15 protein-coding genes and 1 pseudogene are annotated in these 26,819 nt (G+C 42.9%); 11 read left to right on the top strand and 5 right to left on the bottom strand.

The features are described from left to right. Positions 1–209 precede the first annotated feature (209 nt). A complete protein-coding gene (gene sat / locus ACZW67_RS11300; protein ID WP_465183325.1) occupies positions 210–1,463 on the bottom strand; it encodes a sulfate adenylyltransferase in 1,254 nt (417 codons plus the stop codon). A gap of 351 nt (positions 1,464–1,814) precedes the next feature. Here sat and ACZW67_RS11305 point away from each other — a divergent pair, with 351 nt between their 5' ends. The 7 genes from ACZW67_RS11305 to ACZW67_RS11335 all read left to right on the top strand — a co-directional run bounded on the left by ACZW67_RS11305 (position 1,815) and on the right by ACZW67_RS11335 (position 13,913). Beyond that, positions 1,815–3,500, top strand: coding sequence for a nitrite/sulfite reductase (locus ACZW67_RS11305; RefSeq protein ID WP_465183326.1), 1,686 nt, complete (start codon positions 1,815–1,817; stop codon positions 3,498–3,500). Further along, positions 3,493–4,089, top strand: coding sequence for a DUF934 domain-containing protein (locus tag ACZW67_RS11310; RefSeq protein WP_465183327.1), 597 nt, complete (start codon positions 3,493–3,495; stop codon positions 4,087–4,089). Before ACZW67_RS11305 ends, ACZW67_RS11310 begins: the two co-directional genes overlap by 8 nt. Positions 4,090–4,160: 71 nt before the next feature. After that, positions 4,161–4,799, top strand: coding sequence for a phosphoadenosine phosphosulfate reductase domain-containing protein (locus ACZW67_RS11315; protein WP_201589550.1), 639 nt, complete (start codon positions 4,161–4,163; stop codon positions 4,797–4,799). Positions 4,800–5,168: 369 nt separating this feature from the next. Beyond that, positions 5,169–6,119: an acetyltransferase gene (locus tag ACZW67_RS11320; protein WP_197130217.1), complete on the top strand. Its 951-nt coding sequence runs from the start codon at positions 5,169–5,171 to the stop codon at positions 6,117–6,119. A 370-nt stretch (positions 6,120–6,489) separates the two neighbouring features. Then, positions 6,490–8,127 carry a siroheme synthase CysG gene (cysG, locus tag ACZW67_RS11325; RefSeq protein WP_465183328.1) on the top strand — a complete coding sequence of 546 codons (1,638 nt, stop codon included), beginning with the start codon at positions 6,490–6,492 and terminating at the stop codon, positions 8,125–8,127. 145 nt (positions 8,128–8,272) lie between these two features. Further along, positions 8,273–9,886, top strand: coding sequence for an exonuclease SbcCD subunit D C-terminal domain-containing protein (locus tag ACZW67_RS11330; protein WP_465183329.1), 1,614 nt, complete (start codon positions 8,273–8,275; stop codon positions 9,884–9,886). Between the two features lie 106 nt (positions 9,887–9,992). After that, positions 9,993–13,913 carry an AAA family ATPase gene (locus tag ACZW67_RS11335; RefSeq protein ID WP_465183330.1) on the top strand — a complete coding sequence of 1,307 codons (3,921 nt, stop codon included), beginning with the start codon at positions 9,993–9,995 and terminating at the stop codon, positions 13,911–13,913. 163 nt (positions 13,914–14,076) lie between these two features. On the opposite strand, the gene ACZW67_RS11340 is transcribed toward ACZW67_RS11335, so the two are convergent. Beyond that, positions 14,077–18,924 (bottom strand): NAD-glutamate dehydrogenase, encoded by a 4,848-nt coding sequence (locus ACZW67_RS11340; RefSeq protein ID WP_465183331.1) that lies wholly within the window; start codon positions 18,922–18,924, stop codon positions 14,077–14,079. Between the two features lie 471 nt (positions 18,925–19,395). Between ACZW67_RS11340 and purD the strand changes: the two genes are divergently transcribed. After that, the gene (gene purD, locus ACZW67_RS11345; protein WP_465183336.1) at positions 19,396–20,727 is read left to right on the top strand and encodes a phosphoribosylamine--glycine ligase; all 1,332 of its coding nucleotides are present in this window, start codon (positions 19,396–19,398) and stop codon (positions 20,725–20,727) included. Positions 20,728–21,061: 334 nt separating this feature from the next. Next, a complete protein-coding gene (locus tag ACZW67_RS11350) occupies positions 21,062–22,456 on the top strand; it encodes an ABC1 kinase family protein (RefSeq protein ID WP_465183332.1) in 1,395 nt (464 codons plus the stop codon). Positions 22,457–22,596: 140 nt separating this feature from the next. On the opposite strand, the gene ACZW67_RS11355 is transcribed toward ACZW67_RS11350, so the two are convergent. Next, entirely contained in the window at positions 22,597–23,274 is a 678-nt protein-coding gene (locus tag ACZW67_RS11355) for a class I SAM-dependent methyltransferase (RefSeq protein ID WP_465183333.1), read from the bottom strand. Positions 23,275–23,467: 193 nt separating this feature from the next. On the opposite strand from ACZW67_RS11355, the gene ACZW67_RS11360 reads away from it, so the two are divergent. Beyond that, positions 23,468–23,659: a DNA gyrase inhibitor YacG gene (locus ACZW67_RS11360; RefSeq protein WP_197101193.1), complete on the top strand. Its 192-nt coding sequence runs from the start codon at positions 23,468–23,470 to the stop codon at positions 23,657–23,659. Between the two features lie 47 nt (positions 23,660–23,706). Then, positions 23,707–24,888, top strand: coding sequence for an acetylornithine transaminase (locus tag ACZW67_RS11365; protein WP_465183334.1), 1,182 nt, complete (start codon positions 23,707–23,709; stop codon positions 24,886–24,888). A 229-nt stretch (positions 24,889–25,117) separates the two neighbouring features. Here ACZW67_RS11365 and ACZW67_RS11370 read toward each other — a convergent pair whose 3' ends face one another. Further along, on the bottom strand, positions 25,118–26,017 hold the full coding sequence (locus ACZW67_RS11370; protein WP_465183335.1) for a LysR family transcriptional regulator: 900 nt from the start codon (positions 26,015–26,017) through the stop codon (positions 25,118–25,120). A gap of 234 nt (positions 26,018–26,251) precedes the next feature. After that, positions 26,252–26,819: pseudogene (locus ACZW67_RS11375) on the bottom strand (DNA polymerase III subunit gamma/tau); the annotation flags it as partial.

Here is a 26,819-nt window from a genome sequence, read left to right on the forward strand (position 1 = left end):
GACTAAGACTTCATAAAAAAGGGACCAAACGATAATCGTATGATCCCTTCCTTTAAATACAGCTTTTTGGATATCGTTAAATATCGTAGTCAGTCAGATGCTGTTATATAGTCGGTTCACTATAATTTGGATACAAGGAAGGCGAGTGAAAGTACTACAAGTCGTAGACTAAGCGAGCCTGACACCGTATCCAATTTATAGAGGATTGACTATACCGCAGAAGCACCGGTCAATTTAACTTCAGCACGCTCTTCTTTTGCGATACCTGCATAGTAATCACGCAATATTTGTAGCACTTCTGGGCGACTAAAGTTCTCTGGCACCACCTCGTCTTCTGATAGTGCTTTACGTAGCTTTGTTCCAGATACTTTGACATGCTCAGAGGCGTCATGCGGGCAAGTTTTGTCTGATGCCATCGCATTACAAGCGTTACACCAGAACGTCCAGCCAATTTTCAATGGTTGAGTAATGAGGTCGTCTTTACCGACATGATCAAAGATGGTCTGCGCATCAAAAGCACCATAATAATCACCAACACCCGCATGGTCACGGCCCACAATCAGATGACTACAGCCATAGTTTTGACGGAATAGCGCATGTAACAACGCTTCACGTGGGCCTGCATAGCGCATGTCTAGCGGATAACCGGCTTGAATCACAGTATCTTGTCTAAAGTAATTATCAATCAAAGTTTTGATCGCTTCTTGACGGACGTCTGCTGGGATGTCACCTGGCTTCAATGCACCTAATAATGAGTGAATCAATACGCCATCACAAATCTCGATAGCAATCTTGGCAAGATATTCGTGTGAGCGGTGCATTGGGTTACGTGTTTGGAATGCCGCAACCGTTTTCCAGCCTTTGGCATCCAATATTTCACGCGTTTCAGCAGGCGTTTTATAAATCTCTGGATATAGTGTTGGAAACTCGCCTTCGCTTAATACTTCTACACTACCGGCGATATTGACGTCATCTTGACTCAAGACTTGTTGTACGCCTGGATGCTCGCTATCAGTCGTCGTAAAGACTTGCTGGCACTCATGCGCTTTATCGATGGTATAGGTTTCTTCTACCGTTAAGATGCCCATGACTTCACCATCTTGGGCGACCAATGCGACTTTGTCACCTTGACTCAAGCTATCTGCAGTGGCTTTAGGTGCTGACAACGTAATAGGAATCGGCCAAAACAAGCCTGCGTTGTCACCGCTTTGCAAACGCATGTTGTCAACGACACCTTGCCAATCCGCTTGATTCATAAAGCCGTTCAGTGGTGTAAAGCCACCAATACCGAACATAATCAAATCACCGCGCTCACGAGAGCTTAAGGTAATGGTCGGTAATGTGCTGGCAAGTGTCAGCGCTTCGCTGCGAGCGTCACCGTTTAATAATAGTGGTTTGAGTACATCGCTGCCATGTGGAGGAACGAGTTGTGATGGCTTTTGATTAGAGATAGTAGATGTCATAGTAATTTTAAAACCTCAATGTATAGAAAAAAGAGTTGAATAACAGCAAGTGAATGGCTTAAAAGGCAATTTTATGAATAAGATGCTAACGATCGTCAGTCAAAATCATGCATTACCAGATATTAAATTTTAGGGGTTAAATTTGATAAGCATAGGCTACCTAACTTTCGTTATGAAAATTTATGCTGTGTTTGGATATGTATATGTCTTAAAGGAATTTATGTTTTGAAGCACAAGCTTATATGATGTAAAGCTGAACGGTACACATTGCGATCGACAACAAAATATATTACACACGCAAATCATTTTCGTCGCTGCTTTTAAGTCTAAAAACAAATTTGAGATTACGTCATGTATCAATATAACTACGCTGACCAAAACTTAGTAGAGGAACGAGTCGCCCAGTTTCGCGACCAAACCGAACGGTTTTTGGCGGGTGAGCTGCCAGAAGAACAGTTTTTGCCACTGCGTTTGCAGAATGGTCTTTATATTCAGCGTTATGCGCCGATGTTACGTATTGCTATTCCTTACGGCCTACTAGCCAGCTATCAACTGCGTAAATTGGCAGAGATTACCCGTAAGTACGATAAGGGTTACGGACATTTTACGACCCGTACCAATATCCAGTTGAATTGGCCAAAACTTGAAGAAGTGCCAGACATATTGGCGGAGCTGGCATCAGTACAGATGCATGCCATTCAAACCTCGGGCAACTGTATTCGTAACACGACTACCGATCCTTATGCGGGTATTCATCAAGAAGAGATTGCGGATCCACGCCCTTATTGCGAAATTATCCGTCAGTGGTCTACTTTTCATCCTGAATTTGCTTTTTTACCGCGTAAATTTAAGATTGCTGTCGTTGGTACTGCCAATGACCGCGCGGCGACGCAAGTACATGATGTTGGATTACATGTGAAAACCAATGACGCAGGCGAGATTGGTTTTGAAGTATTGGTAGGTGGCGGTCTTGGCCGTACGCCAGTGATTGGTAAGGTGATTAACGAATTCTTGCCACGTCAGCATCTACTTAGCTATTTAGACGCTATTTTGCGCGTTTATAACCTGCATGGTCGCCGTGACAATAAGTACAAAGCGCGTATCAAGATCTTGGTCGAGAGCATGGGCGGTCCTGCCTTTGCTAAATTGGTCGATGCTGAGTGGGAAGCCCATACCAAAGACGGTCCACTGACGCTGACCGATGCAAACTTTGACACGGCTATTGGCTTCTTTAGTGAGCCTGATTATGTTGGTTTTGATGCGCTACAAGTACAGTCTGACTTGCAACAGCAACTCAATGCGAATAAAGATTTTGCCGATTGGTATAACCAAAATACAGTCGCGCATAAAATAGCAGGCTATCGCGCCGTCGTAATTTCTCTAAAAGCAGGCTTGGTCGACGGAACTTACGTACCATCTGGTGATGTTAGCGAGTCACAAATGGATGCTCTCGCTGATCTGTCAGACAAATATAGCTTTGGTGAATTGCGCGGTACTTATCAGCAAAATCTCGTCTTCTCTGATGTGCAAACCAATCAACTATATGAGCTATGGCAACAGCTGTCTGAACTGCATTTAGCACGTGCCAACATAAACACGCTAACCGATATGATTGTTTGCCCAGGTTGGGACTACTGCTCGCTCGCCAATGCCACGACTCACAATATCGCTGAGCAAATCGAGAAGCAATTTGATGATCTCGACTACCTTTATGACTTGGGTGAAATTCGCTTAAATATGTCTGGCTGCATGAACGCCTGTGCTCATCACCATACAGGTGATATCGGTATCCTTGGTGTTGATAAAAAGGGTGAGCATTGGTATCAAATCAGCCTCGGCGGCAACTCTAGCAACGATGCCAAGGTCGGTAAAATATTGGGTAAAGCAGTACCAGCCGAAGATGTGGCGATTACCCTACAAAAAATACTGGACGTCTATTTAGAGCAGCGCGTGAGCAATGAGAATGACGTAGAAGCCTTTAGTGACTTGGTCAATCGCGTTGGCGTGGCACCTTTTAAGGAGAAGGTCTATGGGTAATCATCACGTATTAAATAACAATGGTATCGATATCAGTCAGACCGATACGTGGCTAGCGCTCACCACTAATGAGCTGCCAGAAGGCGTTGCCCTAACCCATACATCCTTGCTTGAGCTATTACATAAGTCAGAAAAAACAGATGTGCTATTGCCACTTGATGATTTGTTAGACGCTACAGGAAATATTGCCGGCGGACTCTTACAGCAAGTACGCGAGTTGTTGTCCCAACACACTAGCCGTACAGGCGTTTGGGTGACATCGGACAGTGACACGGATGTATTGGTTGGCTTGTCAGAGTTTTTGTTACAGCAAGACTTGATCGTCATCCATGTGCCGTTGTTTGTCGATGGTCGCGGCTTTAGTTTTGCACAGACATTACGCCAAATGGGTTACGAAGGTGAGATTCGTATGGCTGGCAAGTTTGGCCGTGACCAAATCGCTTACCTGCTACGTTCTGGTGCAGATAGCTTTGTGCTCAGTGAGCATGACATGCAATCGATTTCTGATATTGGTCAAGCATTTAACGCGCTTGCCAGTAGCTACGATGGTCGAAACGCTGCTGCATTACCGATGTTTGCTAACGCTTAATTTACCACCCATTATTTATTGAACTTTTACCAAATTTATTGTTAAACCAATCCCATTGTAAGGAATGTATCATGAGTCAATTACACCCAAACCTAGATATCGATCAAGCCAACCAAGAGCTAAACGGCAAGTCGCCAGAAGAAATCGTTTCATGGGCGCTAAGCCAAGCTAAAAACCCAATTATTACCACTAACTTTCGTCCTTATGAATCAGCGATTTTACATCTAGTTGCCAAGCAGCGCCCAGATATCACTGTACTATGGGTAGATTCAGGCTATAACACGGATGCGACGTATCAATTCGCTAATAAAGTCATTCGTGACCTCAATCTAAATGTCGTTACTTATATCCCTAAGCAAACCGCTGCACATCGTGACGCGACCATGAATGGCATTCCTGGTATTGATAATCCACAGCATGATGAGTTTACTGACCAAGTAAAACTTGAGCCATTCCGCCGTGCATTAGATGAATTGAAGCCTGACGTTTGGTTCAATGCGATTCGTAAAGATCAGACGGAATTCCGTCAAGGTCTTGATGTGCTTAGCCTGTCAAAAGATGGTGTATTAAAAGTAGCGCCATTATTTGAAAAAACAGATGCTGATCTAGACGTGTATCTTGAAGAGCATAACCTACCAAATGAGTTTGACTACTTTGATCCAACGAAAGTAGAAGAAAGCCGTGAGTGTGGTTTGCATACTCAGCTATAGATAGCGACTAAGTTATTAATGGCATTAAGAAGAAAAAAGAAGCGATGATTTCAATATCATCGCTTCTTTTTTGTGTTTAATAATAGTCATTTATCAAAGGGTTTTCTCATTATTTTTCGTTAGGCAATAGCGCATTGTGAAGATGTTAAATGACTCATTTGGTATTTTTATACAACGTTTTAACGTTTTTTGGTATAACATTACGTTATTCTATGGCTTATCTTTGAGGGCTGTGCGCCATCACTTCACTAAGCCAACCCTTTTAAACTCAATTACGAACGAAGTTGCCATCTTTGCAGATAATCACACGCATCGTGTTACTCAAGATTGGTAATAGTTTTACCGCACTCATCAATATGGATATTTGTTATGCCCTCTATACAAAAAAATGACTCACTCTACGAAAAGCTTCATGATAAATTGCCTCCTGTCGGTAAAGCGGCGTCTTTTCTGACTGGTGCCAGCGTCCTTACTGCCAACAGCATCTTCGTTGGTTTACCTATTTGGACTTTGGGTGCTGCGAAAGTATTAACCAAGTCAAAATACGCCGACGATGCACTCATTGCGATTACTAAGTACTGGATTAATAGTAATAACGCTGTGATCAATCATGCGTTGCCTCATAAAGACTGGCGTATTAATATGCCTGACGATCTGAGCGAGGATAAACAATACCTACTCGTGAGCAACCATCAGTCTTGGGTTGATACCAGTATCGTGCAATACATTAGCCAAGATAGATTGCCTTTGACGCGGTTCTTTACCAAGTTTAATTTGATTTATATCCCTGTCATCGGTCAAGCCTTTTACTTCTTAGACTTTCCGATGATGAAGCGCTTTTCTTCTAAAGCGATGGCAAAAAATCCAGAACTTAAAAAACAAAACTTAATCGAAGCCAAGCGTGCATGTCGTCAATTAAAAGATAAGCCCTTTGCACTACTTAATTATCTAGAAGGTACGCGCTTTACCAAAGAAAAACATGACAAGCAAGACTCACCTTACCAGCATCTATTAAAACCACGGGCTGGTGGTCTGTCATTGGCAATCAATGCGTTAGGCGATCAGTTAGATTCGATTTTAGATGTCACTATCGTGTATCCAGATGGCACTCCTGACTATGATGATTTATGGAAAGGTAATATCCGTCGTCTGGGTGTTGATGTGACTCGCCTAAAGATACCTGATGAGCTGTTTGCCGCGATTATGGATGGTGGTTACGACCGTGATGAAGCCACGAAAAAGATGATGTTTGATTGGTTAGAAGATATCTGGCAACAAAAAGATGCACGTATGACTAAAATGCTCAGTGAGTTTGAGTAGGTTTTATCTTAAGACTGCATATATGATTGCGAAGATTTTATGAACATTATAGCCAGAGCACCTAAGCATATCGCTTTGGCTATAATATTCCACCTTCATTTATACTTACCCTCTACCACCTTTGATTGCTAAGTATCGCGATGTGATTTAGCATTATCAATAGTTCAAACAATGAAACACTCTTAAAAAAACATTGCTATATACAGATGTATTCATTTTTCTATTTGGTTCATCTATTCCTTTTCCCGTCAAAAACCACACCCATCATACCAAAAACGAATATACTAATGCCAATTCACTGCGTGAGACGTCGCGCACGATACCTCATAATGATGGTATATTTTACATTGAATGAATTGCTGGTGATGCTATGAACACTTTTCCATTATTTTTTAAATTAGAAGACCGCAAAGTGCTTATCGTTGGCGGCGGTGACGTGGCGCTACGCAAAGCGGATCTACTGAGTCGTGCTGGCGCGGCAATTACCATTCTTGCACCCGTCATTAGTGATGAAATACAAGCCTTGCTAAGCGATAGTAAGCATCAACTCATCTATGAAAATTATAATAAAGCTTACATGTCAGGCGCACGTGTCATTATCGCGGCTACTGATGACGAAACGCTGAATCATCAAATCCATGCGGATGCCACCGCCCTAAACATTCCAGTCAATGTGGTTGATACGCCGCATTTATGCGACTTTATATTCCCAGCCATTGTTGATCGCAACCCTATTGTGATTGGTATCTCATCTAACGGTAAAGCACCAGTGCTAGCACGTTTGCTACGTGCCCGCCTTGAGACGTTGATTCCACAAGGCTATGGTAAATTGGCTAAATTGGCAGGCGAGTTCCGTACTGAGGTAAAATCCAAGATTCCCACCCTAACGGGACGTCGCCAGTTTTGGGAGCGAGCGTTTGAAGGCAAAGTCAGTGAGCTCATGTTTGCTGGTAATGAAGTTCAAGCCACTGAGCAGCTACAAGCCGATTTAGATAGCACTGCTGCGAATATTGCAAGTGCTAATGAGGCAACAATCAATCCTACTATGGTAGCTACTCCTGTAGTCGACAATGATATCTCTGCTGAAGCTACGATTCCAGTTGGCGAGGTTTATATTGTGGGCGCAGGCCCTGGTGACCCAGAGCTGCTAACTTTTAAAGCACTACGTCTGATGCAGCAAGCAGACATTGTCTATTATGACGCCTTGGTCTCGCCGCAAGTTTTAGATTTGTGCCGCCGTGATGCGGACAAAGTGTTTGTAGGTAAAAAACGTAGCAATCATGCCGTTGCTCAGCTTGGTATCAATGAGCTATTGGTCAATAGTGCCAAAGAAGGTCGCCGTGTGGTTCGTTTAAAAGGTGGTGATCCGTTTATCTTTGGGCGCGGCGGTGAAGAGATTGAAAGCTTGCGGGCACATGGCGTTCCTTATCAAGTCGTGCCAGGCATTACTGCTGCCAATGCAGCGGCCAGCTATGCAGGTATTCCACTTACCCACCGTGATCACTCGCAATCGGTACGCTTTGTCACTGGATTTTTAAAGGCTGGTGCACCAAACAGTAACTTTAAGAGCTTTTTGAATACTGATGAGACGGTTGTTTTCTATATGGGTCTGCACTCTTTGCCTCGTTTGACCGAAGGCTTAATTGATGCTGGACGAGCGGATAGTACTCCTATTGCCATCGTATCCAATGCCAGTATGCCCAATCAGCAAGTATTAACCGGCACACTTGCCAATATCGTTGAGTTGCAAGAGCAACACCAACTACCAACGCCTGCGCTACTTATCATGGGAGATGTCGTCGCCCTGCATGATAATTTGGCTTGGTACAACTTACAAAATCAGCAGCACAATCAAAACAGTGACGTTCTAGCGAAGAACTGGTTGCGCGAAGGGTCAAGAGGTAAAGTAGAAAAACAACCGATAGACCAACAAGCACATGCGCTCTCTATGATATCCAGTTTGGCTACGCAACAAGAAGAAGGTTTAGAACAACTGATTATTGATTAATTTTTAGTATTAACTTTCAACAATAAAGAGCTCTATCGATAATAATATATTGGTAGGGCTCTTTTTTTAACGCATTCCAACAGCGCAAATCACAAAAAATCTTGCTAGAATGACAGCTTCCCATTAACTGTCCTTAAGTGCAATTATGTCTACACCTGCCACTTCCAATTCAATGCCCGCTCGACCATTAACCATCCTACACACCTCAGATTGGCATTTGGGTCGTAGGCTCTATGGTCGCATGCGCTATGAGGAATTCGAGGCGTTTTTGAGCTGGCTTGAAGAGACAATTAGCACGCAAAAAGTCGATGTATTAGTCGTTGCTGGTGATATTTTTGATACCATGACGCCAAGTAATAGAGCCCAAGCATTGTATTTTGAGTTTTTGGGTAGAGTGTCCAAGTCATGCTGTCAGCACGTGGTGATAGTCGCGGGCAATCACGACTCCCCTACTTTTTTAGATGCACCCAGTCAGGTACTTAAATTCTTAAACGTCCATGTGATTGGTACGGCTTGTGACGACTTAACCGATGAAGTATTGGTTTTGGATGATGCAGAGGGAACACCGCATTGTATTATCGCCGCTGTTCCTTACTTGCGTGACCGTGATGTACGTAGCAGTAGCGCTGGCGAGTCAGCGGATAGCAAAGATGCCAATGTCATAAAAGGTATTCGTGCACATTATGATGAAGTGGCTGCCATTGCAAAATCCAAGCAATCTGAGCTTATTGAAATGTATCAGCGGCATATTCCTATCATTGCGACAGGGCATCTATTTGCCGCTGGCGGTACCACAACAGATGATGATGGCGTACGCGAGCTTTACGTCGGCTCACTGGGTAAAATCTCTGCTGATATGTTCGATGAAAGCTTTGATTATGTGGCGCTTGGTCATTTGCACGTACCGCAGCGGGTCGGTGGTCGTGAGTATATTCGCTATTCAGGATCGCCTATTGCCATGGGCTTTGGAGAAGCCAAGCAACAAAAACAAGTATTGCTAGTAAAGTTTGGTGCCGTAAATCATTTTGAGAACGAAGTCTCAGGGCTAAACGTCGCACCTGATAGTATTACTCCTCAGCTTATCAATGCAGCCTCTCATGTTAAAACGGCCAAGGTTGAAAAGTCAGTAGAAAAAATCGCTAAAAAAGTAACAAATCAAGTAATGCCTTTTATGGATGACTTGTTTGGTTTTGATGAGCCATCGGCCAATGAGAATAATGATGCTATTGTAAAAATTACTGTCACAGAGAACCCTCCTGCTCAGCAAGATCTAGATAATCAATCAGTGCCTACTGATGCTGCCACTACCAATAAAATACTGCATCGCGATAATTTGAATCAGATGCAAGTAGTTTCCTTATCCATTCCTAAGTTTCAGAAATTGGCACAAGTCTCAGGTGACTTAGTGTCTATTCATCAGGCTATTGATAAAGCCATTCAATCACTTGGTTCAAAAGAGTCCGTTTGGCTAGAAGTTATTTATACCGGTGATGATATTGTTAGTGAATTACGTGAGCATATTCAGGCTATGGTAGAAGGCTTGCCATGTGAGGTATTAAAAATCAAAAATACTCAAACTTATAATAAAGTCCTTAACCAGCAGCAAACCTCTGAGACATTACAAGACCTAAATGAAGCAGAGGTATTTGAGCGTTGCTTAACTGCGCATAGTATTCCTGATGAGCAAAAGTCAACCTTGCGTGATGCCTACGATCAAATCGTTTACACCCTACGTCATGCAGATAGCCATGCCGAATAATATAAGTTATTCAACATACATAGCTTCTAACTTTTAATTACTAATAACTGATGCCTTTACCTTTATCAGCTTTCAACACTGATCCATATAAAAATAAGACCCAACCATGCGCCTAATTGAACTACGACTAAAAAATCTAAACTCGCTAAAAGGCGAATGGCACATTGATTTTAGCGACCCCGCTTTTCTCAATGAAGGGATTTTTGCCATTACTGGGCAAACAGGTGCTGGCAAAACCACCATATTAGATGCGGTTTGCTTAGCTCTATACAGTCAAACGCCAAGATTGGGCGATATTACGGGTTCAACGAATGAGATAATGACCCAAGGTACGGGCGAGTGCTCAGCAGAAGTTATCATCGAGATAAATTCCAAACGCTATCTATGCTATTGGTATCAACATCGTGCCCACAAAAAAGCTAAGGGTAACTTATTACCGATTAAGCACGAGATTAGTGATGTTGAAACGGGCGCTATTTTAGAAGAGAAAAAATCTAAAACATCCGCCTATATCCAAGATCTAATCGGTATGGATTTTAATCAATTTACCCGTTCCATCATGTTGGCACAAGGCAGTTTTGCCGCATTTTTGAAGTCTGATATTGGTGATAGAGCTGCCATTTTAGAAAAAATAACGGGTACGGCCATTTATGCCAAAATATCGTTAAACGTGCATGAGAAAAAACGCTCCGAAGAAGAAGTGCTTGGCAAGTTACTAGCAGGCGTTAATAGCTTATCCCTATTAAATATTGAAGATGAAAAACGACTGGCTACAGAGTTAGACACTCTGAATCAACAGCAAATCAAACAACGACAAACATTCAAAACTCTGAGTGAACAACTACAGTGGCTGGATAGCATCTATCAACTACAACAAAACCTCTCGATTTATCAGACTGAGTTCGGAACAGCGCAACAGGCACAGAAAGACTTTATCCCAGAAGCACAACGCTTAAATATTGCGACCAAAGCCTTAGAAATCGACAGCCAGTTTCGTGCGCTGTGCTATAGCCGAGAGATGGTCAGTAGATTGGATGCTGAACAACAGGAACTGCTTAATAAGATTCCGGCACAGCAAGAAGCGCTCGGGCAAGCTTCTAGTCATCTAAATGAGGCGAGTACTTTTGAAAAGAACGCCACAGATAACTTACAAACCGCTTTACCCATTATTAAGAAGGTGCGTGAATTAGATGCTGATATAAAACAGCAAGCTAATGCTTTGTCACATGACAATCAACGTAAAGGCGTACTGGTTAATAATACTCAACAATTACGTCAAGAAATAGCTAGCCATAAACAAGCAGAGCAGGATGCTAAGACTCAGTTTGACAGTATCGAAAAACACTTTAATGACTATCCAGCGGTAAACGATCTCGATACAGATATGGCAACCTTTGATAGCAGCTGTAGCCGATTAAAGGCATTGCTAGAAGACAATGTGCGCTTAGCTGCCGATAAACGAACACATGATCATCAAGCCAGCCAACTACAAGCAAGTTTAGAGCAACTGTCTAAGCAGCAAGACGCTGATACGTCATTAATAACACAACAGCGTGAGAAACTTGCCAGCTTACAACGGCAGCAAGTAACACTTATCCAAAAACAATCGCTGGCTAGTATGCGTCGTGATCAAGAACATGTTGATCAAATTAATAACCAAACTGAGCAGGCTCGCTTCAAGTTACAACGACTGTCTGAACTTACTAGCCAAATAAAAAGAACCACGCTTTCGCTACCAGCACTTAGCCAAGCGTTAACGAATTTAGAAGAGATAATTACCAGTCATCAATCAGACATTCAAAATGCTAAGCTCAAACGACAAGATAAACAAGAGCATCTAAATCTATTACAAAAAGTCGCTAAGCTTGAAGACTATATAATAGAACTAGAAGATGGATTGCCCTGCCCGCTTTGTGGTGCTCATGAACATCCTTATGGTAAACACCATCCGTTATTAGACAATCATATCAACGACAATGCCGACCAAAGCCAACTGTCTAAAACACAAAAGATTCAGCAGGAAATGGCGGCACTAGAAACTGTTATAGACAGTCTTGAGCAGACGGTATCAAAACACCGTCTTGAGCATGCCACAAAGAAAGAAACGCTTAATAACCAAAAACAGCAATTAGCGCCGTTACAGCAAGAGACAGATACCTTATCTACTGATATTCAGGTTTATCTGACCTCATTATTTGATGATAAACATAATTACTCTGAATCCATTGTGGCACTCATTCATCCGCTTACTCAAATTACGGATAACGTCAATGGTTCGATTGACGTAGACAACTCCCTATCTTTATTGGATGCCGCCAAACACAATCTGATTGATTACAAGCAGTCTCTACAAACCATGATGGGCCAATACGATGTGCTGACACAACGTATGGCACATATTAGTACTGCAATCGAAACCGATGAAAAGCAGCAACAAGTACTTATTCGCGACATCAGTAATTTGGCGACTGATATTAAGCTTAATGTACAGAAAATTGAGAGTATCGAAGAAAGTATCGCTGCCAACTTTTCTGAATTAGTACCTATTATGACCGCTGTTTCAGCTCTAGCGCATAAATACCCTATAGAGAACCATAAAGAGTATTTATCTGTAGCTGTTAGTACAGCAGACATCAATGATGCACTCAAGCAACTGAATGATGGGGTTACTGAGCATACCGTCATAGACAGCTCAGACTATGAGCCTCATATCGAAAGACTCCGTCAACAGCGTGGTGCCTTAAGTCAGTTAAAACAATATTGCCATGAGCAAAAAAACAAACAACAGCAGCTAACGAATACGATAAGCGGCTTAACAGCACAGATTGATGCCAAACAAGCACAACTTACCAATGACGAAAAATCGCTCGAAGAACTAGAGCGCTTAATTGTTAATAAAGCCAGTGCTATCGAGCAATTAAAGAAAGATAGGAAAGAGATTTTCGCAGATAAAGAGGTAGATGCTGAGGAGACTCAATTACGAAGTGTGGTCGATAAATCTCAAACCAGTAAGGTAATGGCACAAAGGCAGCTAGACACCAGACAGCAGACATTAGAGCAATTAAAAGTTAGACAGCAGCAGCTAGCAACAGAGCTACAATCTGCGTCTGGTACGCTTAATACGCAACAAATCGAGTTTACTAATTTACTATCAGAATCACAGTTCGCCGACGAAGCTGCTTTTGTCAGTGCACGCCTGCCTAAAGAAGAGCGTGAAGCACTACACCTACGTAAATCGACTATCGACAATGCATTGCGACAGGTGAAGTCACAGCTAGATAGTACTCAGCAATTATTAGCGCAAAAACTTGCTGCGCCTATGACAGATAAGGATAGAGAAACGCTGGCTGGCGAGTATCACCACATACAGACGGATATTGATCAACTCAGTCAGCAGATCGGTGCAATTGACCAAAAGCTCAAAGATAACGACAATCAAAAAGGCGAACAAGTAGCACAACTCGTGGCTATCGATGAGCAAAAACAGAAGCTACAAGTTTGGCAGCAGCTACATACGCTAATTGGGTCAGCTGATGGTAAAAAATATCGTACCTTTGCGCAAGGGTTAACGTTTGAAGTTATGATTAGTCATGCCAATACGCAGTTGCAAAAGATGAGTGACCGTTACCTACTCATCCATGACGACCACAATCCGCTTGAACTCAATGTGATTGATAACTATCAGGGTGGCGATGTCCGAAGTACTAAAAACCTCTCTGGTGGTGAAGGTTTTATCATTAGTTTGGCACTCGCATTGGGGCTATCGCAAATGGCCAGTCACAACATTCGCGTAGATTCGCTATTTTTGGACGAAGGCTTCGGCACACTGGATGAAGAGTCACTTGATATCGCCCTCGATACGTTAACGAGCTTACAACAGGAAGGTAAGTTGATTGGTATCATCTCTCACGTACAGGCACTAAAAGACCGTATCTTGACCCAAATTAAGGTTGAAAAAATCTCTGGTGGCTTTAGCCAAATTAGCGGTCAAGGGTGTCAGAGAGTTGTCGGTGAAAAATCCTCGTAAGTTAATCCATTTTTCAAAAATAGAGTGTCAATCATCAAGATGTATACACCTCTTGTTTGATTAGACAATAAAAAACCACCGTTAATCAATAACGGTGGTTTTTTTGAAACAGTATTTTATCTAGTTAGTGACTTATTCAATCACTCATTAGTTATTTAGTTAATCACTTAGTGACTAAACCACTCAGCTCACTCATCAACACGGATAGCGTAGACAGGCTGATTTGACTGTCTACATCATTAGCATGAAGCTGGTCTAACTTGCTCATCTCTGATGTGACAGATTCCAGATGATCTAAGTGACGTGAGCGCCACTCGCCAAACGCTTGTTTCGCATCCGGTTTAGATAATATAGCATCCATCAACAGACGCAAGCTACGTGACAGCTCATTCATCAATGCATGGCGTGCACGACGATCCCAGTAATCTTGCTGTGGCAAAGTGGCGATGTTGTCCATCATCCAGTCTAACTGCAAGACATGATAGGCTTCGAAGTATAGCGTTGCAATCTCATCAACAGGACGCTCGTACAGCTCTGACAACAGCGCAGCATCGAGTGCATCCACATGATAAGGTAGCATAGCAAACAACGCAGCATCGCTATTAGACAGGTCTTCCTGCATCAGGCTAGTCGTATCTTCTTGCAAGTACGCTGCAAATTGTTGCTCAATGAAACCACCTGGTTTTGTTAGCTTTTCAACACTATCACTAAAGCGGCTAATCATGTCAGCGACTTGCAAGTCTTGACCAAAGGCATTGATAAACCACACAACACCGCTCTCAAGTGCGTCACGCAGGCGTAGCTCAAGGTTCAGCAGTAACTTAGCATCGACTTGATTGTCTAATGATTCGAGCGTTTTCCAAGCTTTTGACACATCAAAAACATCACGGCTAATCGCATAGCCACGCACGATGGTGGCTAGTGATTGATCGGTCTCTTCGAACAGACGGAAAAGTGCTTCGATACCCAAACGATTGACCACGCTATTGGTCAGATAAGTACTGATAATCTCACGATGTAAGCGATGCTCTGTCATCTCATCAAAGAAGCGTGACGCTAGCTCATCAGGGAAGTACTTACGCAGCTCGTTGATGAAGTATGGGTCATCTGGCAAATCAGAAGACAATAAGTTGTCATACACCCACATCTTGCCATAAGCCATCACGACGGCTAGCTCAGGATTGGTCAGGCCAGCATTCGATTTTTGACGTTTGGCAATCTCTTCATCTGATGGCAGATATTCGATTGCACGATCGAGACGCCCTTCGCCTTCTAGCATCTGAATAAAGCGTTGATGATCGCTTAGGTTCGCTGATGCACGAATGTGACTCAGTTCAATTGCTTGAGGCTGTAGGTAGTTTTGGCGTAGTACCAATTCTGCCACGTTATCAGTCATGCTCTCTAACAGCTCATTACGCTGCTTTAAGGTCATGTCACCTTGCTCAACCACTTTACCCAATAGAATTTTGATATTGACTTCGTGATCCGAGCAGTTAACACCGCCTGAGTTATCAATAGCATCCGTATAAATGCGTCCGCCCGTTTGAGCGTATTCAATACGGCCTTGCTGCGTGAAGCCTAAGTTACCACCTTCACCAATCACCGCACAGCGAAGCTCATTGCCGTCGATACGTAGTGAGTCATTCGCACGGTCGCCGACATCAGCATGGGTCTCATTAGCGCTTTTGACATAAGTACCGATACCGCCGTTCCAGATGAGATCAACAGGCGATTTCAATAACGCACTGATTAAATCATTAGGTGCGAGACTGTCTTCGTGGATATCAAAGATTTCTTTCATCTCGGCACTGATAGCGATTTTTTTGTCTTGGCGTGAGAATATACCACCACCTTGGCTGATTAATGAGGTTTCATAATCTGCCCATGATGAGCGTGGTAATTCAAACAAACGTGCGCGCTCGGCATAAGAAGCCGCATTGTCTGGATTAGGATCAATGAAGATATGCAGATGGTTAAAGGCAGCGACCAGTTTGGTATGCGTTGAGAGCAGCATACCGTTACCGAATACATCACCACTCATATCACCAATACCGACGACAGTGAAGTCATCACGATTTTGGATGTCCATACCGCGCATACGGAAGTGACGTTTGACTGATTCCCAACCACCACGTGCAGTGATACCCATCGCTTTATGGTCATAACCTACTGAACCACCTGAAGCAAAGGCATCATCAAGCCAGAAATTGTACTCTGCTGCTAAGGCGTTGGCGATGTCAGAGAAAGTCGCTGTACCTTTATCTGCAGCAACAACCAAGTATGGATCGTCCTCATCATGTCTGACTGTATTGGCTGGCGGGACAATCACGCCGTCTACGATGTTGTCTGTGACATCGAGCATACCGCGCAAGAACGTCTGATAACAAGCGATACCTTCTGCTTGGAACGCTTCACGACCATCCGCCATGGTTTTAGTTTTGACGATGAAGCCGCCTTTTGAACCAACAGGCACAATCACTGCGTTTTTTACCATCTGTGCTTTGACAAGGCCCAATACTTCGGTACGGAAATCTTCCATACGATCTGACCAGCGCAAACCACCACGGGCAACCTTGCCACCACGTAAATGCACAGCTTCAACACGCGGCGAGTATACAAATATCTCAAACATCGGTTTAGGTTTAGGCAAGTTAGGAATGTCTGCTGCCAAAAACTTAAACGACAAACGATCTTTACGCTGACCGTCTGTATCAGTCTGGTAGAAGTTGGTACGTACCATCGCGTTAATCAAATCCAAGTACCAACGTAGGATACGGTCTTCATCGAGACTGTCTACATCTGCTAGCGCCGCGATAACTTTTTCTTGCACCTGAGCAGTTTGCTGTGCGCGCTCTTCTTCATTATATTTCGGATTCATGCGAGCATCAAACAGGCTGACCAGTGCCACACTGATATCGCTGTTTTTTACCACAGTTTGTTGAATGTAGTTACTAGAGAATGGTGCACGAGCTTGCATCATGTAGCGTGATAGCGCTCGTAGTAATACCACTCCATAAGTATCCAAGTTGGTCGTTAATACCAATTCGTTAAAGGAATCACTTTCAACTTTTCCGGCCCAAATCTGCTTGAGACTGTCTTCGAACTGACCGCGTACCACTTGCATGTTAACGGTATCGACATGTTCTAGCGTCAGCTCATACTCTTGCATCCAGATAGGCTGCTCTGGCAGGTCAAACTCATAGGTTTGTGCTGAAATAACTGACACACCAAAGTTTTCAAGAATTGGCAGTACTTTGGACAAGATAACAGGCTGCTCACGACCATAGAGTTTTAGATGCAATTGATTGCTTGCATCGCCCGTTGATTGGTATAAATGCCAAATCATCGGTTGCTCTGCGGTCAATCCAGCCAAGCGCTTGGTATCTTCAACCGCTGTACGCGCATCGAAACGCTCTTGATACGCAGCAGGGATGTAGTTTAAAAAGCGACGGTTTAAGGCATTTGATTGCTGCTCACCAACATTATCAAGCAATACTCTTTGATAGTCATCACTCCATGACTCCATCAACGCTGACAATTTGGCTTCTAGTGCTGTCGTATTGACGTCGTTTACTTGACCAGGCACTGTGCGTACATGGACATGCACACGAGCATGTGCAGATTCATTGAACTCAGTGGTAAATCCTGAGGAGGTTCCACCATAAGCATCTTTTAGCACGTTTTGTACTTTGATACGCAGCTCAGTGTTGAACTTATCACGTGGGATGTAGACCAAGCACGAGACAAAACGCTGATAATGATCAATACGGCTGAATAGACGCAAGCTCTTTTTGTCTTGTAACTGGCTAATACCAGATACGATAGGATATAACTCTTCGACACCGGCTTGGAATAAATCATCACGCGGTAACGTGTTAATCACATGCATCATTTTATGATGGGCATGACCGTCACGTGGCAACTCTGCCATGGCCATAATCTTATTGGCTTTTTCACGTAATAGCGGTATTTGCTGTACGGTCAGTTGATATGCTTGTGAAGTCAATAAACCGATGAATCGATATTCACCAACCAGCTTACCGTTGTCATCAAACTTATGAATGCCCAAAAAGTCCATATATACTGGGCGATGTACAGGCGATACTCGGCTTGATTTTGATAGCATTAATACGCGTGGTTCGGTCAATAGTTGCTTCAATACTTTAGGCAGTTGACTAAAGCTTTCTGACAATTTGTCTTCTTCAGCACCGCGCAGTAAACCAAGACCACTATTGCCAATGGCAAATAAATCCAAGTCCACAGAGTCGGTATCAACTTCAACAGATTGTCCACCCTCTAGGCGGTATTCACGATAACCCAAGAAGATAAAATGATCGTCTAATACCCAATCCAAAAACGCTTGAATCTCTTGCTGTGAATAAAACACTTCTGGCAATGGTTTTGTAGACAGCTCTGCTTTAATATCTGTCAGCTTCGATCGCATTTGCGTCCAGTCACCAACGACTGTATCTAGCGTATCGATTTTAGCCAATAGCATTTGTTGTAGCGCGTCCAAATCTTCGTCATTTTGATAAGCAATCTCGCAATGAATCAAAGACAGATGTGAAGTGGCACTTTCATGTGCGCCTTCGATATGCGTAATATCGCCATCATCGTTACGATCAACGCTAACAATGATATTGTAAGTACGATGTACATCGATACCCTCCGCTTCGAGACTCATCAGAATCGTATCGACTAAGAACGATCGGTCATACGCCACAATTTGGATGACTGTGTGCGAACTGTGAAAATGCTGCTCTTCCGCTTTAGGGTTGAGTACAGTCAGTTGTGGTCTACTGCGGTCATAGGCTTTGAGCAAAGTAAAGTGATGTAACGCCATGCCTGCCAAATCAGCATTACTGATGGCTTTTGCCGTTTCTTGGTGGAGCGGCTGGTAATAGCTATGAATAAAATGGTCAAACAATGACTTATCTTTTTGTACATAACTGGTCGCAATATCGCTTATCTGACTGATCCGCTCTGTTGCGATACTAAGAGAGTTTGGCATGTTCTTTATCCTTTTTTATAGATCTGGTCTATCTATTATTTATTTGAGTTTATTAATGAGTAACATCACTGGCAGCGCATGAATATATTGAATACTATTGATGCCGCGATGCAGTATAGCCATTTATACAAATTATTCTAATTTTTTCTTACTTTTTTAAGTTTTTCTCCTATATTTACTACTATATTTTGCTGACATGCAGCAATCAGGATATAACGCCATTAATCTAGTGAAGTGTAACGCAACTAGGGCGCTAGCTGAAGCGTGCAACATCATTTCATGAATCAGCAACATGTCGATAACATTTACTAATGAGATAAAAATGCACTTTTGCTAGTCTTTGTTATTGATTGGCTGCTGGCAAGTGATACTCATGGTAATCAGTACGACTTTTTTGTTAGAATATGCCGGTATATTTGAGAGTGTGTGACTAACTCATTATTAATTTTAATGCTAAGGGCGAGACGTATGATGAATATTTTGGTAATCGGTTCAGGTGGTCGCGAACACGCGCTGGCATGGCAGTGTGCAAAAGACGATAAGGTCAATAATATCTACGTCGCTCCTGGTAATGCTGGTACTGCACTTGAACCTAAATGCCAAAACGTAATCTTAGAACCTACCGATGGTGACGCTAGCGAACATAGCGCAGTGATAGCGTTTTGCCAAAACAATGATATAGACATGGTCATCGTTGGACCAGAAGCACCTTTGGTGACTGGTATCGTTGATGCGTGTCGTGATGCTGGTATCAAAGCATGGGGTCCGACAGCATATTGTGCACAACTAGAAGGCTCAAAGACCTTTGCTAAAGAATTTATGGCGCAGAACAATATTCCAACAGCTGCTTATCAAGGCTTTACAGATGCAACAGCTGCCAAAGCTTATATTGATGAGCAAGGTGCACCAATCGTTATCAAAGCTGATGGTTTAGCTGCTGGTAAAGGCGTCATCGTTGCTGAAACGATCGAACAAGCACATGATGCAATCGACGACATGCTAGCAGACAATAAATTTGGTGATGCAGGTAGCCGCGTGGTTATCGAGCAGTTTTTACAAGGCGAAGAAGCCAGCTTTATTTGCATGGTTGATGGCGACAACATCTTACCGATGGCAACCAGCCAAGATCATAAGCGTGCTTTTGAAGGTGATACAGGGCCAAACACGGGCGGTATGGGCGCATACTCTCCTGCACCAGTCGTTACTCAGGATGTACATGACAAAGTAATGAGTCAAGTCATTCAGCCAGTGGTTGATGCCATGAAAGATGCCGGTCATCCTTATACGGGCTTCTTATATGCTGGCCTTATGATTGATGAAGTAGGCGATCCTTATGTGATCGAATTCAACTGCCGCTTCGGTGATCCAGAGACACAGCCTATCTTGATGCGTTTGCAATCTTCAATGGTGGATTTGGTCGCACAAGGGTTGGCAGGTCAATTGCCTAGTGATGCTAAATGGGATGCCCGCCCTGCTCTCGGTATCGTTGTTGCGTCTAAAGGCTATCCAGAAACCTCTTCAAAAGGTGACGTTATCGCTGGCTTGCCAAAGTTAGATAGCAGCAATGATAATGCCGTTAAAGTATTCCATGCGGGTACGGCTTTTTCTAACCCTGACGAAGCCAGCACTGAGAATGAAGTGGTGACCAATGGTGGCCGTGTATTATGCGTGACTGCTCTAGCAGACAATATCGCTGATGCTCAACAAGCTGCATTAGCCGTAACAGGTGCGATTAGTTTTGATGGTGCACAGTATCGTCGTGATATTGGCCATCATGCCATTGCTCGCGAAAATGCTAAGTAAAGTAAATACAGTTAAATGAGTTAGCCATTTAACTGGGTAAAATCCTTTTATTCCATTATTCGACCTAGCAACACGCTAGGTCTTATTTTTTGATACAGCTTCTTTTTCCGAGCAGCAGTTATGGGTATATTCCTACAAAATGATACCCAATAATTTAGCAAAGGTTAAATGTTAACATAAGTATAAAATCGGCTGTCCAACCTTAGTATTATCAACAGACTCATCAACCATATATGCTTTATATGATACAATTTTACCCTTATGCATCGTATCTCCCTTGTATTGTAGGTTCCTAACCCACAAATCAATACCAACCGGATGAATGATTATATTTATGGCAAATGATACGTCTAAACCTTCTAGCAATAAGCAATCAATCGATAACTTAAAAACCTCAGGGTTTGAGCGTCGAATGTCGATTGCCAAAACTTCCTTAAACATTGGTCGTCGTTGGGCAGGTAATAGCGTGTCTGGCATGTTTTTGAATAAAGAGACACGTACAGCGCGTAACCAAGCTTTTATGGAAGAACAAGCAAATTATCTTGCATCAGAGCTCGGTAAGCTAAAAGGTTCTGTCGTAAAAATCGGCCAAATGCTGGCGATTTATGGCGAGCACATTCTGCCACCTGAAATCACGCGCGCGCTCCAAACCCTAAACGATGATACGGCCACGTTATCATGGCCAACGATAGAGCTTACATTACGTCAGTTGTTGGGTAAAAAGTTAGATGAACTAGAAGTTGACACTGTCCCTATTGGAACCGCATCACTTGCCCAAGTACACCGAGCAACAGTCATCGAGACTGGCGAGCAAGTAGTACTGAAGATCCAATATCCAGGTGTGGCTGATGCTATCAACTCTGATCTTTCTCTATTTAAGCAATTATTGAAAGTTAGCAATATCGTTCCACAAACTCGCTCACTCGATGCATGGTTTGAAGAGATACGTGACCTACTCCATCATGAAGTCGATTATGAAGCAGAAGCAGCAACCACAGAACGTTTCTATGAGCGCCTAAGCAACGATCCACGTTATGTCGTTCCTAAGATTAACCGCAGTTATTCAAAGAAGCGTCTGCTGTGTATGTCTTATGAGCCAGGTATCACGGTTGTATCTGATGCCCTACAATTACTCCCTCATGAGCGCCGCAATGCCATTGGTCAAGCGGCTATCGAAATCATGATGCAAGAGATTTTTGTTTGGGGTGAAATGCAGACAGATCCAAACTTTGGTAACTATCTAGTTCGAGTCAGTGAGGATAAAGACGGTATCGATAAGTTGGTATTACTAGATTTTGGTGCGATTCGCCAGTTTGATAATAACTTATTAACCATTGCCCACGGATTGTTAAAAGCTGGCTACCGCCATAACCATCAAGCGATGAAGCTAGCAATGACTGGCTATGATTTCTTTGATAGCATGAGTGGCAAAGTACGTTCTGATATCGCCTCGCTATTTCTGTTGGCGACAGAGCCATTCAGTGATCCAGCGATGAATCCTGATATTCCGTCTGACTGTCTAGATGAAGGCAACCGTTATATTTGGGCGAATAGTAAGCTGCACTCGCGCCTTTCTACAGAAGCAACGCGAGCAATGCAGTCTTTCGAATTTAACCTGCCACCAAAAGAATTTATGTTTATCAGCCGCAAATTTATCGGAGCCTACACTTTTTTGACGGTTTTGGATGCTTATACTGATTCTAATAAGCTCGTTAAACCCTATTTATAGTATCGAATAATTACCTATTTTTTGGCCGTCTTTTAGTGACGGCTTTATTTCTAATTAGTTTTTATTTGCTTAGGCTATTTTATATTTATTAGTTCTGATTGTTTCAACTCCTTCTTATATTTGCATGTTTTTTACTTAGGCTATTTATCTTGGCTTATAGGGCCAACTTGCCATTCATCAAACCTTGTCTTATACCCTTCTGGCTTACGCATACTAAGCTCCCAACATGTTTCTCCGCGCGCTAGATACTTCACTTCAAAATGTGTGCGCTGGCTGTCAGTCGCTACTGTATATCGAGTGTTTGGTAAGCACCATACCTTGGTTGCCTGTTGTTCTGCATTATTCATATATGCTTCTATATTGGTTACGAGCACTACCTCGCCGCCTACCTGCAAACGTGACAATAGAAACTCAAAAAATGGCATATTTAACCACTGTTGATTAGGATTATGCTGTTCAGGATTGGGATAAAGAATAAAGATTTTTGCCAAGCTGTTCGGCTTGATAGCGTGCACTGTCCATGCAATGGCATCAGCATGAATCGCATCTAGGTTCGGTGAAGCTTGGAGTGCCTCTAGTTTGGCAAATGCTTCGAATTTGTTGCGTGTACGCTCAATTGCTATCAAATGTTTATCAGAATTTTGTGCTGCAAAACCAAGCGCATGCTTACCCTTCCCTGCACCAATCTCTAATAATAAGGGCAGATTATTTTTGTTTTCACCAATGATACTTGGCAAGATAAAGTCACGCGGTGCTGAGAGTCTCTGTGGTTGAAATACACGCTCTTGTTGATGCGTAATCTCTATATTGTCAGTCATTTTTGCTATCCTTAAAGTATTTGTCTTTTGCCATTATTCGGCTGCATGCTATTATATAGTCAATCCGCTGCAATAGTAATATGACGACAGCTAGCAATGCTAAAACTGTCTATTAATCATCACGTAGGCAAACCTACTGACTGTCATTCACTGTTAATAATTCAAATAAATCGAGGATGCTTTCACTCTTATTATGACTGACCCTACCCCCAACACATCACCCAAGACTTATCCTTGCCCACGCTGCGGCACCCAAACAGCATGGCAGGATAATAAATATAAGCCGTTTTGTAGTAGTCAATGCAAACTTATCGACTTAGGTTCATGGGCAAATGAAGACTATACTTTGCCTGCGGAAACCACGCCATTCTCTGACGAGCTATAACCAATCACTTTTCTTTTTACTCACTGTTCCTCTTAAGGATGTTTTATATGTCTGCTACTTACCTGATGCCCACTTATAACCGCCAGCCAATCAACTTTACGCGTGGTTCGGGCAGTTGGTTATATACCAAAGATGATACTCCTTATTTAGACGCACTGACTGGCATTGCTGTCTGCGGATTGGGGCATTGCCATCCACAGGTGACCGATGCCATTCAGCAGCAAGCAGCGACTCTAGTGCATACCAGCAATCTATTCGGTATTGACTGGCAAGAGCGTGCAGGAGAGATTTTATGCACAGCAGCTCGAATGGATAGCGTATTTTTTGCCAATAGTGGCGCTGAAGCAAATGAGGCAGCATTAAAACTGGCAAGACTATACGCACATAAGCAAGGTTTTAAACGTCCAAAAGTTATCGTAATGGAACAATCATTTCACGGCCGTACATTACTATCATTATCTGCCACTGCCAATCCAAAAGCGCGTGAAGGCTTTTATACATTAGATGATGACTTTATTCGTGTTCCATTTGGCGATATTTCAGCCATTAAGCAAGCAGCACAAGACCATGATGATATTTGCGCTATCTTTGTAGAGCCTATTCAAGGTGAAGGTGGTTTGAACACCGCTGCCAACGGGTTTACGTATCTTGAAGAGATACAAGCAGAGTGTGAAGCTAACAACTGGCTATTTATGTTAGATGAAGTACAGACAGGTAACGGCCGTACTGGCAAGTATTTCGCTTATCAACACAGCAATGCGCGTCCTGATGTGTTGACAACAGCTAAGGGATTAGGCAACGGTTTCCCAGTGGGAGCCTGTATGGTACGCGGACGTGCTAATGGTTTATTTGGTGCGGGTAGCCACGGCTCAACGTATGGTGGCACGCCATTGGCAAGCCGCGTGGTGCATACTGTCTATGATGTACTCGGCAACAGTGACATCATGGAAAATGCCATTACTGAAGGGCTATTCATTCGAGAGACGCTAGTCGATGCACTGGGACAACACGGCGTGAGCAGTCGCGGTGCAGGGATGATGATTGGTATCGCCTTGCCTGAAGACATGGATTGTAGTCAGCTCGTAGATCGTGCACGTGATGAGCAAAAGCTAATCATCAACGTCACTGGTGGCCATGTGATACGTTTGCTACCGCCGCTGAATATGAGCCGAGATGAGAGCACACAAGTGATTGAACGCTTGGTGGACTTATTACAGCCGTCTTTTTAGGGCGTAACTAATAAATACCATAGTTAATTTATAACAGTCTAGATATGTATAAATCAAATTAGCGAAAGCACTATAGATGACAGACTAAGCGATAAGGCTCTTCACACTCTATTCAGTTGATATAGAACTGAGAACCATAAAAAAAGCCTATAGATAGTTATATCTATAGGCTTTTTGCTGACTGCTAATCACTGAACTTCTAGCATGTTATTAAGTTACCACTTACCACTTAATTGGCATGGAAATACTTTTTCAAAACTTCTAAACAGCGAGTTATTTTAGCAGGTTGCTGTTCAGCATTTAGTGTCACTGCGTATAGTACAAAGCTTGGTAACTGATAACCAGTCAACACTTCGACCAACTCGCCACTCTCAAGCTCTTTTTTGATATCCATTTCCAACATTCTAACCAAACCATGGCCTTCTTTGGCCAAAGTGGTTGCCATAAAAACATTATTGGTATAAATGCGTGAGTTCATTTTTGTACGGGTTTTTTTGCCCGTTTCGGTTTGAACCAAATCAATTTGATTGGCATCTTTCATGATTTCAATACAAATCAGCTGATGATCGGCCAGATCTTTAGGCGTCTGAAGCTTAGTATGTTGACGTAGATATTGCGGTGAAGCAACGAGCATTTGGCGCACGTCTGTCAAAGGATGACTGCTCAGACTAGAGTCATTCATCGATGGGCTCATCCGTATCGCAATATCGATACGCGCATCAATCATATCAACATAATGATTGTCTGCTAAGTATGTGATGCTCAGATCATCGTGTGCTGCCATCCACGTGGATAGTGCTGGCAAAATATGGTTCACACCCAGTTCTGGCGTCGTAGCCACACGTAAGCTACCTGCTAGCTCATCACGCAACTGATTGACCTTAATGCGTCCTTGTTCAGCCGCACTCACTACATCTTTTGCGGCCTCGTAAAAACTCTCACCTGCTTCTGTTAAGCTCAGCTTACGAGTTGAGCGATGTAATAGCACCACACCCAAATCATTTTCTAATGATCTGATTTGCTGACTCACTGCACTGGTGGTAATACCTAGCTCACGAGCTGAGCCACTAAAAGAACCATGTCCGACCACACTGGCAAACACAGCCATACCGCGTAAATTATCCAACATACTTTCACCTAAGCTACATTTCAATTTTTAATATAACTTAACCACTATAACGAATTTGTAATTTCCTTATAGTAATTAAGCATACTTCTATTATTCGGATTTATCCATTTTATAAGCAATAAAAGTAAAAACATCAAGACGATAGTACAATATCACCTTGATGTTTTGTGTAGTAATTGCGTCTGACAACTATATAGAACTTTAAATAATTTTAACAATATTTTTTCTGACTGCTTAATACAAATGTACCTTACCCATCCTTCCTTCACCACGTTCAGTTAGGTATTGCATCACTGGAGTGTTCAGCAATTTTGACTCTGCAACTGCCTTAGCTTGTACTAAGCGTTTTTGTTGGCGACGTTCAGGTGTTTTATCTTCAGCCATCATGACGCTACCGTCAATTTTTAGGTCAATATCTGCATGAGTAAACTGCTGTTGTAGCTTAGCTGCTAACTGTTGAAAAGTCGTTTGCAGATGTCGGCTATCTACACTGGTCACAAAGACTGCCTGACCATCACATAAGCCTGTCATCATGCCTTGACGAGCAAGCGCCAACTCATCTTGAGCCAAGACATCTGCCTCACGAGCCGTCTGTAACCAATAGTCCCATTTCTCTGGACTCCACTCACCCATCAGCTCTTGTGTCGGGCAACGTAGTAAGGTGCGAGGATCATCAATGTGTGAAGTTAACTGAGAATTATTTACGCCAGGCTCAACAACTGGTTCAGGCTCAACAACTGGTTCAGGCTCAACAACTGGTTCAGGCTCAACAACTGGTTCAGGCTCAACAACTGGTTCAGGC

The organism is Psychrobacter sp. TPE 89C (assembly GCF_055522395.1).